Annotated in this window: 3 protein-coding genes; all 3 read left to right on the top strand. The window is 74.1% G+C overall.

Translation table 11 applies throughout. The annotated features are described in order from the left end of the window. Nucleotides 1–1,647: amino acid adenylation domain-containing protein (locus CHR28_RS36880; protein ID WP_143655969.1), on the top strand; the 1,647-nt coding region annotated here is incomplete at its 5' end. After that, a complete protein-coding gene (locus tag CHR28_RS36875) occupies nt 1,644–9,392 on the top strand; it encodes a non-ribosomal peptide synthetase (protein ID WP_094058095.1) in 7,749 nt (2,582 codons plus the stop codon). The genes CHR28_RS36880 and CHR28_RS36875, both read left to right, overlap by 4 nt. Before the next feature lie 5 nt (nt 9,393–9,397). Beyond that, a partial coding sequence (locus tag CHR28_RS36870) for a condensation domain-containing protein (RefSeq protein ID WP_256984612.1) occupies nt 9,398–10,851 on the top strand: 1,454 nt, incomplete at its 3' end.

Here is a 10,851-nt window from a genome sequence, read left to right as displayed (position 1 = left end):
CGGGCGAACCGGTTGGCGCACTGGCTGGTGGAGCGGGGTGCGGGGCCGGAGCGGCTGGTGGCGGTGCGGGTGCCGCGGTCGGTGGATCTGCTGGTGGCGGTGTACGCGGTGGTGAAGTCCGGTGCGGCGTACGTGCCCCTGGACACGGATCTGCCCGAGGACCGGGTGCGGCATGTGCTGGACAGTGCGCGGCCGTTGCTGGTGCTGGAGGAGGGGCTGCCGGATGTGTCGGGGTATCCGGAGGGCGATCCGGTGCGGGAGCTGGTGCCGGATCATGCGGCGTATGTGATCTACACGTCGGGTTCGACCGGTGGTCCCAAGGGGGTGCCGGTCGCGCACCGGTCGATCATGAACCGGATCCGGTGGGGCCTGGACCACTTCGACGTCGGCGTCGAGGACCGGGTGCTGCTGAGCACGTCGGCGAGTTTCGACGTGTCGGTGCCGGAACTCTTCGCACCGCTGCAGGTCGGCGCGGCGGTGGTGGTCTCACGCCCCGACGGGCGCCGCGACCCCGCCTACCTGGCCGAGCTGATCCAGCGCGAGCGGGTGACCGGCGCCGACTTCGTGCCGTCCCTGCTGTCCGCCTTCGTCGCCGAACCGCTGGCCAAGCAGTGCACCAGCCTGCGCTGGATCGAGGTCGCCGGAGAGGCCTTCCCGGCCGAACTCGCCAACCGCTTCACCGAACTGCTCCCGGGCTGCTCCGCCAACAACCTCTACGGACCCACCGAGGCGTCGGTGGAGGTCACCGGATGGGAGCACGTCCCGGGCTCCGACCGGTTGCCGATCGGCGCGCCCATCTGGAACACCCAGGTCTACGTCCTGGACGCGATGCTGCGCCCCGTCCCGCCCGGCGTGGCCGGCGACTTCTACCTCGCCGGGGCCGGACTGGCTCGCGGCTACCTCGGGCAGACCCCGCTGACCGCGCAACGGTTCGTGGCCTGCCCCTGGGGGGCGCCGGGCACGCGGATGTACCGCACCGGCGACGTCGCCCGGTGGAACGAGGACGGCCAGGTCGAGTACCTCGGCCGCAGCGACTTCCAGGTCAAGGTCCGCGGCTTCCGCATCGAACTCGGTGAGGTGGAAGCGGCGTTGACCGCGCATCCCGGCGTCGGAGGCGCGGTCGTCGTGGTCCGTGAGGACCGCGCCGGCGACCAGCGGCTGGTCGGGTACGCCGTGCCCGCCGGCGGGAACGACCCGTCCGCGCTCGACACCGCGGCCCTCACGGAATCGGTACGCGAGCGCCTGCCGGAGTACATGGTCCCCTCCGCGATCGTCCCGCTCGCCGCGTTCCCCATGACACCGAGCGGGAAGCTCGACCGCGGCGCCCTCCCCGCCCCCGGCCGGACCGAGGCACCGCAGGGACGAGGGCCGCGCACCCCCGACGAGGAGGTCCTCTGCCGGCTCTTCGCCGACCTGCTCGGCGTGGACGAGGTCGGCGTCGACGCCGACTTCTTCGACCAGGGCGGGCACTCACTGCTGGCCACCCGGCTGGTCGGCCGCATCCGTACCGAGTTCGACGTCGACGTGAAGGTCACCACGGTGTTCCGCAATCCGACCGTCGCGCAGCTGGCGGACCGGATCCGGAAGCTGACCCGGTCGAGCCGTCCCCGACTGCGCCAGATGACCGTAGAGGAGAACCGTCGATGATCCCGCTGTCCTTCGCCCAGCGCCGGCTCTGGTTCCTGCACCGGCTGGAAGGCCCCTCCGCGACCTACAACATCCCGTTCGTGCTGCGTCTGGAGGGACCGCTGGACACCGCGGCGCTCGCCGCCGCGGTGACGGACGTCGTCACCCGCCACGAGAGCCTGCGCACGCTGATCGCCGAACACGCCGACGGCACGCCCGAACAGCGGATCCTGCCCCCCGAGGAGGCCGTCGTCCCCTTCCGGGTCACCGACGTCGCCGCGGACGCGGTGGACGACGCCCTGCACGAGGCGGTGAGCGCGGGATTCCGCCTGGACGCCGAACCGCCCCTGCGCGTCACCGTCCTGCGCGTCTCCCCCGAGGAGCACGTGCTGGTCTTCGTCTTCCACCACATCGCCGCGGACGGGGCGTCCATGGCGCCCTTCCTGCGGGACCTGGTCACCGCGTTCACCGCGCGCCGCCGCGGCGCCCCGCCCGACTGGGCTCCGCTCGCGGTGCAGTACAAGGACTACACGCTGTGGCAGCGGCAGATGCTGGGCGACGCGGACGACCCGGACAGCGTCGTGGCCGAGCAACTCGCCTACTGGCACAAGGAGCTGGACGGCGTGCCCCAACCGGTGCAGCTGCCGCTGGACCGGCCCCGGCCGACGGCGGCCGACCACCGCGGCGGCCACGTCGACATCGCGCTCGACGCGGACCTGCTCGCCGGCATCAGGAAGGTGGCCGCCGACCGCGGAGCCACGGCCCCCATGGTCGCCCAGGCCGCGCTCGCCGTCCTCCTGCACCACCTCGGCGCCGGACCCGACCTGACCATCGGCAGCCCGATCGAGGGCCGCGCCGACGAGCAACTGGAGGACCTCGTCGGGTTCTTCGCCAACACCTGGGTGCTGCGCGCCGACCTGTCGGGCAACCCCGCCTTCACCGACCTGCTGGACCAGGTACGGGACCGGGCCCTGGCCGCCTACGACCACCAGGACGTTCCCTTCGAGCACCTGGTGGAACTGCTCGACCCGGACCGCACCACCGCCTACCAGCCCCTGTTCCAGGTGATGCTGGCCTGGCAGTTCGCCTGGTCGGACATCGCACTGCCGGGCCTGCGGGTCACCCCCGTCCCGGTCGGCACCGGCACCGCCAAGTTCGACCTGTTCTTCAACATCGTCCCGGACCCCTCCGGAGGCGCCCGCGGACGACTGGAGTACGCGACACACCTGTTCGACCACACCACGGCCGAGAGCCTCGTCGAGCGGTACGTACGGGTGCTGCGGCAGGTGGTCGGCGACCCCGGGACACGGCTCGGCGCGACGGACGTGCTCACCGGCGCCGAGCGGGACCGGCTGACCCGCCCGGGCGAGCCGGCGCGGCCGGAGGACCTGGCGACGCTGCCGGAACTGGTCGCGGCCCAGGCCGCACGGACTCCGGACGCGACCGCGGTGGTGTCCGGCCGCACCACGCTGACCTACCGGGAGCTTCAGACCCGTGCCGCCCGGCTGGCCGCGGTCCTGCGCGACGACGGGATCGGTCCGGACGTGCTGGTGGCCGTGGCGCTGCCGCGCACGGCGGACCTGGTGGTCGCCCTCCTCGGGGTGCTCAAGGCGGGCGGCGCCTACCTGCCGGTCGACCCGGACTACCCCGCCGAGCGCGTCGCCCTCCTGGTCGACACCGCCCGGCCCGCCCGGGTACTGACCGACCGCGCCACCGAGGCGGCCGTCGCGGGCTGCCGGCCACCGGTGCTGCGCCTCGACGACCTGGACCTCGACGGCCCCGCACCCGAGACGCCGGACGTCCACGTCGCACCCGACCACCTCGCCTACGTGATGTTCACGTCCGGATCGACCGGGACGCCCAAGGGCGTCGGCGTCACCCACGCCTGCGTCGTGCGCTCCGTCGCGGACCTGCGCCGGGTGACCGGGGTCCGGGAGGGCTCCCGGATGCTCGCCGCGACCTCCGTGAACTTCGACGTCTCCGTGTTCGAGATGTTCACGGCGCTCACCACCGGGGCATGCGTCGACCTCGTCCACGACGTGCTCGAACTCGGCACGCGCGACGGCTGGACCGGCACCACCGTCAGCGCCGTGCCGGCGGTCTTCTCCGCGCTGCTCGACCAGATCGCCGCCGACGGCGTCGCCCTGCGTGCGGACACCGTCGTCTTCGCCGGGGAGGCCCTCTCCGCCGACCTGGTCCATCGTGTGCGCGACGCCCTGCCCGGGGTCCGCGTCGTCAACGCCTACGGCCAGACCGAGAGCTTCTACGCCTCCACCCACACCGTCCCGCCGCGCTCCGAGGCGAACGGAGCGGTACCGGTCGGCCGGCCCCTGTCCCACATGCGCGCCTACGTCCTGGGCCCCGGACTCACTCCCGTCGCCCCCGGGGTGACCGGCGAGCTGTACGTCGCGGGGCAGCTCGCCCGCGGCTACCACCGCGCCGGCGCGGCCACCGCGGAACGGTTCGTCGCCTGCCCCTTCGGCCCTGCCGGGGCGCGCATGTACCGCACCGGCGACCTCGCCCGGTGGGACCGCGACGGCCTGCTGCACTACGCGGGGCGGGCCGACACCCAGGTCAAGGTGAACGGCATCAGGGTCGAGCCGACCGAGATCGAGACCGTGCTCGCCCGGCACCCCGCGGTCGCCCGCGCCGTGGTGACGGCCCGCGAGGACCCCACCGGCGCCCGACGGCTCGTCGGCTACGTGACCCGGGCGGCAGCCGGGGACGGCGACGAGCCGGCCGGCTCCCCCTTCCCGGTGGCCGACCTGCGCCGGTACGCGGCCCGGCGGCTGCCGGACTACATGGTCCCCGCCCACCTGGTGGTCCTGGACGAACTCCCGCTGACCGCCAACGGGAAGGTCGACCGGGGCGCCCTGCCGGAGCCGGAGTTCGGCGGCGGCGAGTACCGGGCGCCCCGCAACGGCACCGAACAGGTCCTGGCCGAGGTGTACGCCGACGTGCTCGGCGTCCCGCGCGTGGGCCTGGACGACGACTTCTTCACCACAGGCGGCGACAGCATCCGCTCCATCCAGGTCGTCGCCCGGGCCCGGGCGCGCGGCGTCACGGTCAGCACCCGCGAGGTGTTCGAGCACCGCACGGTGGCCCGCCTCGCGGAACTGGTCGGGGAGCGCGGCGACGAGGACCGCGTGGTCCTGGCCGAACTGCCCGGCGGCGCGGTCGGACCGGCCCCGCTGCCGCCGACCGCGGCCCACGTGCTGGCCCTCGGCGGCGGCCTCGGCCGTTTCTGCATGTCCGCCCTGGTGACCCTGCCCCCGGACATCGACCGAGGAGGACTCGTCGCGACCGTCCGGGCGGTCCTCGACCGCCACGCCGTCCTGCGCTCGCGGCTCGACCGTGCGGGGCCGGGACTGCTGATCGGGCCCGCCGGCAGCGTCGACGCCGACGCGCTGGTACGGGAGACGGCCTACGACGCGGCCGGGGTGCAGGCCGAACTGGACGCGGCCGCCGGCCGGCTGGACCCGGACGCGGGCGTGATGGCGCAGTTCGTGCACCTCACCTCCGCCTCCGACGGCGACCGGCTGCTGATCGTGCTGCACCACCTCGTCGTCGACGGCGTCTCGTGGCGGATCCTGCTGCCCGACCTGGTGGCCGCCTGGCACGCCGTGCGCGAGGGCCGCGCCCTGCCGCCGGCCCCGGAGGGCACCTCCCTGCGCCGGTGGACGCACGCCCTGGCCGAGGAGGCCGCCGCGCCCGCACGGGTCGCCGAACTGCCCGTGTGGCAGGAGATCCTGAGCACGGACGAACCCGTCCTCGGCACACGGGAGCCGGACCCCGCGGTCGATGTGGCGGCCACCGTGGACACCGTGCGCGTCCAGGTGCCGGCGCACGTCACCCGGGCCCTGCTCGAGACGGTGCCCGAGCTGTTCCGCGGCGGGCCCGACGACGGTCTGCTGGCCGCGCTGGCCCTGGCCCTCGCACGCCGCAGGCAGACGCGCGGCGGCGGCTCGGCCGCGCTGGTACGGCTGGAGGGGCACGGCCGGGAGGAGCACCTGGTCCCCGGCGCGGACCTGTCCGGCACCGTCGGCTGGTTCACGGCGATGTACCCGGTGCGCCTCGACCTGGCCGGCATCGACCTGGCGGACGCCTTCGCCGCCGGCCCGGCCGCCGGGCAGGCCGTCAAGGCCGTCAAGGAGCTACTGCGTGGCGTGCCGGACCACGGGCTGGGCTACGGTCTGCTGCGCCACCTCAACCCGCGCACCGCCGACGAACTGGCCGGGCTGCGGCAACCGCAGATCGGCTTCAACTACCTGGGCAGGTCCTCCGGCGCGGACCTTCCCGAGGACCTGCGCGGCCTGGGCTGGGCCCCGGACACCACGCACCGGGATCTGATCGCCGCACCGGACCCGGACATGCCGGTGCTGTCGGCGCTGGAGATCAACGTGGTCGCCACCGCCACCTCCGACGGCGACGAACTCATCGCCTACTTCGGCTTTCCCACGGGCGTGCTCACCCGGGACGAGGTGAGCGACCTGGCCGGGCTGTGGGTCGAGGCCCTGACCGCCCTGGCCCGGCACGCCACGCGCCCCGGCGCCGGCGGACTGACCCCGAGCGATGCGCCCCTGGTCACCGTGGACCAGCCGGGGATCGACGCCTGGGAGGCACGCTACGGACGGCTCGCCGCGGTGTGGCCGGCGACACCGGCGCAGTCCGGGATCCTCTTCCAGGCGACCCTGGCCGGCGCCTCGTTCGACCCCTACCACATCCAGCTGGTGTTCCACCTGTCCGGAGAGGTCGACCCCGACCGGATGCGCCGGGCCGGACAGGCGCTGCTGGACCGCCACTCCGGCTTGCGCGCGGCGTTCGCCGAGCGAGCCGACGGCGACGTCGTGCAGGTGGTGCCGGCCACGGTGACCCTGCCGTGGCAGCACCTGGACCTGACCGGAGCCGAACAAGCCCGGCGCACCGAGGTGTTCGAGCGGTTCCTGGAGGAGGACCGCACCCGGTACTTCGACCCGGGCACCCCGCCCCTGCTGCGGCTGGCCCTCGCCGTCCTCGAACCCGGCCGGCCCGAACTCGTCCTGACCGCCCACCACGCGCTGTACGACGGCTGGTCGACCCCTCTGCTCATGCAGGACCTGCTGCTGCTCTACGCCTCCGACGGCGACCCGTGCGCACTGCCCGCCCCACGGGACCCCGGCCACTTCCTCGGCTGGCTCGCCCGGCAGGACCGGGACGCGGCGGCGCGTGCCTGGGCGGACGAACTCGACGGCGTCGAGGAGCCGACCCTGCTCGCCGCCGACGCGTCGGGCGCCGACGACGGCGGCCGCGGCCAGGTCGACGTCACCCTCACGGCAGAGGAGGCACGCGCGCTGACCCGCCGCGCCACCGAGCTCGGCGTCACCCTCAACACCCTGGTCCAGGGCGCCTGGGGGCTGCTGCTCGGGCAGCTGACCGGCCGCCAGGACGTGGTGTTCGGCACCACCGTCTCCGGCCGCCCGCCCGCGGTCCCGGACGTCGAGTCGATGGTCGGCATGTTCATCAACACCGTCCCCGTGCGGGTGGCGTACGGGCCCGGGGAGACCGTGGCCGCGCTCCTCACCCGGCTGCAGCAGCGGCAGGCCGGACTGGCCGAGCACCACTTCCACGGGCTCGCGGAGATCCAGCGGGCCACCGGCCTGCAGTCGCTCTTCGACACCCTGTTCGTCTTCGAGTCGTACCCCGTCGACCGCGAGGGCCTGAGCGCCGCCACCGACGCCGCGGGCGGCATCTCCTACACGGGCCTGCGCCCGTCGGCGGGCAACCACTACCCGCTGTGCCTGCTGGCGGCGGCCGACCCGCACCTGCAGCTCACCTTCCAGTACGCACCGGGCGTCTTCGACCGCGGCGCGGTGGAGACGTATGCGGCCCGCCTCGCCCGTGTGCTGCGGCAGCTGGCCGCCGACCCCGGGCTGAGGGTCGCGCAGATCGACACCCTGGGACCGGGCGAGCGCGAGCGCGTCCTCGGCCTCTTCGCCGACGAGGCCGTCCCGCCCGCGCAGGACACGATCACCGCACGCGTCGAGGCCCAGGTGGCGCGGACCCCCGACGCGGTCGCCGTGCGCGCCGGCGGTGACACGCTGACCTACGCCGAGCTGGACGCCCGCGCCGAGCGGCTGGCGGCCGGGCTGGCCGGGCGCGGGATCGGCCCGGAGAGCGTGGTGGGTGTGGTCCTGCCCCGCACGGTGGACGCGGTGGTGGCCCTGCTGGGCGTGCTCAAGGCGGGCGGTGCCTATCTGCCCGTCGACCCGGCCTACGCCACCGCCCGCCTGCGGCACGTCCTGCCCGGCGCCCGGCCGGAGTTGCTGCTGGCGGACAAGGAGACCCGGGCACTCGTCCCCGCCACGGACACCCCCGTCGTCCTCCTCGACGACCTCGTGCTCCCGGCGGCGGCGCCGGGCACCGCGGCCGCCCCGCGGCCCGCGGCCGGCCCCGGCCACCTCGCCTACGTCGTCTACACCTCCGGCTCCACCGGCGTGCCCAAGGGCGTCGCCGTCACCCACATGACGGTCGTCAACGCCGTGGACACCATGGTCGCGCAGGCCGGAGCCGAACACGGGGCCCGGATCCTGGTCGCCGCCTCGTTCGGTTTCGACGTCGCCACCTTCGAGACGTTCGCCGCGCTCACCACCGGCGGCAGCGCCGAGATCGTCCGCGACGTGCTGGAACTGGCCGAACGCGACCACTGGGACGTCGACGTCGTCTGCTCGGTGCCGTCGGCCTTCGCCGAACTCGTCGACCAGCTGCCCGGCCGCATCAGCCCCACGGCCCTGAACATCTCCGGTGAGGTGCTGACACCGGCCCTGGCCGCGCGCGTGCGCTCCCTGTGGCCCGAAGCCCGTGTCATCAACAGCTACGGGCCCAGCGAGACCTTCTACGCCACCAGTCACCTCCTGGACCCCGACGAGCCCTACCCGGGCGGGGTTCCCGTCGGCCGTCCCTTCCCCGGGGTCCGCGCCTACGTCCTGAGCCCCGCACTCGCTCTGCTGCCCCCGGGCACCCCGGGCGAGCTGTACCTGGCCGGGGCGGGACGCGGCTACCACCGACAGCCCGGCATGACCGCCGACCGCTTCGTCGCCGACCCCTTCGGGCCGCCCGGCTCCCGCATGTACCGCACCGGCGACCTCGCCCGCCTCACCGCGGACGGGGAACTGGACCACCTCGGGCGCATCGACACCCAGGTGAAGATCCGCGGCTACCGCATCGAACCGGGGGAGGTCGAAGCCGCCCTGACGGCCCACCCCGGCGTCGCCCAGGCCGCCGTCGTGCCCCGGCAGGCCGGCGGCACCCGGTACCTGGCCGCCTATGTCGTCCCCGCCCCGGGCGGGACCGCCCCGGACCCGGCCGGACTGCAACGCCACCTCGCGGAGCGGCTGCCGGACTACATGGTGCCCGCCGCGTACGTGCCGCTCGACCGGCTGCCCCTGTCGCCCAACGGCAAGCTCGACACCAAGGCCCTGCCCGTCCCCGACCTCACCCCCACGACCCCCTTCCGGGCACCCCGCAGCGCCCGGGAGAAGGCACTGGCCGGGCTGTTCGCCGAAGTGCTGGGCGTCGGCCGGGTCGGCATCGACGACAACTTCTTCACGCTCGGCGGGCACTCCCTGCTCGCCACCCGGCTGATCAGCCGGGCGCGGGCCGAGTTGGGGACCGAGATACCCATCCGCAAGATCTTCGACCTGCCGACCGTGTCCGCGCTCGCCGCGTGGTCCGAGGAGTCGGCCGTACCCCTTCGCCCCAATCTCCGCCAGATGACCGTCGAGGAGTGAGACCCGTGATTCCGCTGTCGTTCGCACAACGCCGCATGTGGCTGACGCACCAGATCGAGGGAGGGGCGGAGACCTACAACATCTCTCCGGCGTTCCGGCTGACCGGGCCGCTCGACCGGGACGCCCTCGCGGCGGCCATCCGTGACGTGGTCGGCCGCCACGAGACCCTGCGCACCACGTACGTGACCGACGAGGACGACGAGCCCCACCAGAGGATCCTGGCGGCCGCGGACGCGCCGGTGCCGCTGCCGGTGACCGACGTGACCCCCGAGGAACTGCCCGGCTCGATCGACGAGGTCATCGCCCACCGCTTCGACCTGGCCGCCGAGATCCCCTTCCGGGCCCACTTGTTCCGCTGCTCGCCCGAGGAGCACGTCCTGGTGCTGGTCATCCACCACATCGCCTCCGACGGGGTCTCCGGAGGGCCGCTGGCGCGTGACCTGACCGCCGCCTACACCGCCCGGCGCGAGGGCCGGGCGCCGCAGTGGACGCCGCTGCCCGTGCAGTACAAGGACTACGCGCTCTGGCAGCGTGAACTGCTCGGCGACGTGAACGACCCGGGCAGCCTGGCCGCCGCGCAGATCGACTACTGGCGCGCGGAACTGGCCGGCGTGCCCCAGCCCCTGAACCTCCCGCTCGACCGGCCCCGGCCCGCCGAGCGCAGCTCCCAGGGCGAGGCGGTCGACGTCGTGGTGGAGCCCGCGGTGGCGGCCGGCCTGCAGAAGCTGGCCGACGAACGCGGTATGACCATGGCGATGGTGCTGCAGGCCGCGGTGGGGGTGCTGCTCGGCAAGCTCGGCGGCGGGGACGACGTGACGATCGGCGGCCCGATCGCCGGGCGGACCGACGAGGCGCTGGCCGACCTCGTCGGGTTCTTCGTCAACACCCAGGTCCTGCGCGTGGACCTCTCCGGCGATCCCACCTTCGCCGATCTCCTCGCGCAAGTCCGGGACAAGGCGCTGACCGCCTACGAGCACCAGGACGTGCCGTTCGAGACGCTGGTCGAGCAGATCAACCCCGAACGCTCCCTGGCCTACCAGCCGCTGTTCCAGGTGATGTTCGCCTGGCAGAACTTCGCCCGGCAGGACTTCGAACTGCCCGGGCTCAAGGTCGAGTTCGAGCAGTACCTCACCCAGACCGCCCTGTCCGACCTGTTCTTCAGTATCGCGATGGACGAGACGGGCGCCCTGCGGGGCGACCTCCAGTACGCCACCCAGCTGTTCGACCGGGACACGGCCGAAGCCGTCGTCGCCCGGTTCGTCCGTGTGCTGGAACAGGTGGCCGCCGACCCGCTCCTGCCGGTGAGCGGGGTGGAGGTGCTGTCGGCGGAGGAGCGGGAGTGGTTGGTGCGGGGGGTGAACGACACGGCGGTCGCGGTGGAGCCGGGGACGTTGCCGGATGCGTTCGAGGCGCAGGTGGCGCGTGATCCGGACCGGGTGGCGGTGGTCGCGGAGGGGGA

Origin of the sequence: Streptomyces sp. XY006 (assembly GCF_002237655.1) — a bacterium.
Classification (GTDB): domain Bacteria; phylum Actinomycetota; class Actinomycetes; order Streptomycetales; family Streptomycetaceae; genus Streptomyces; species Streptomyces levis.
Note: the sequence above shows the minus strand (reverse complement) of the source record. Positions and strands in the feature narration are given on the sequence as shown.

What these genes read in the sequence shown, in the direction of transcription:
- CHR28_RS36875 (WP_094058095.1), top strand. Translation starts at nt 1,644, where the DNA reads ATGATCCCGCTGTCCTTCGCCCAGCGCCGGCTCTGGTTCCTGCACCGG.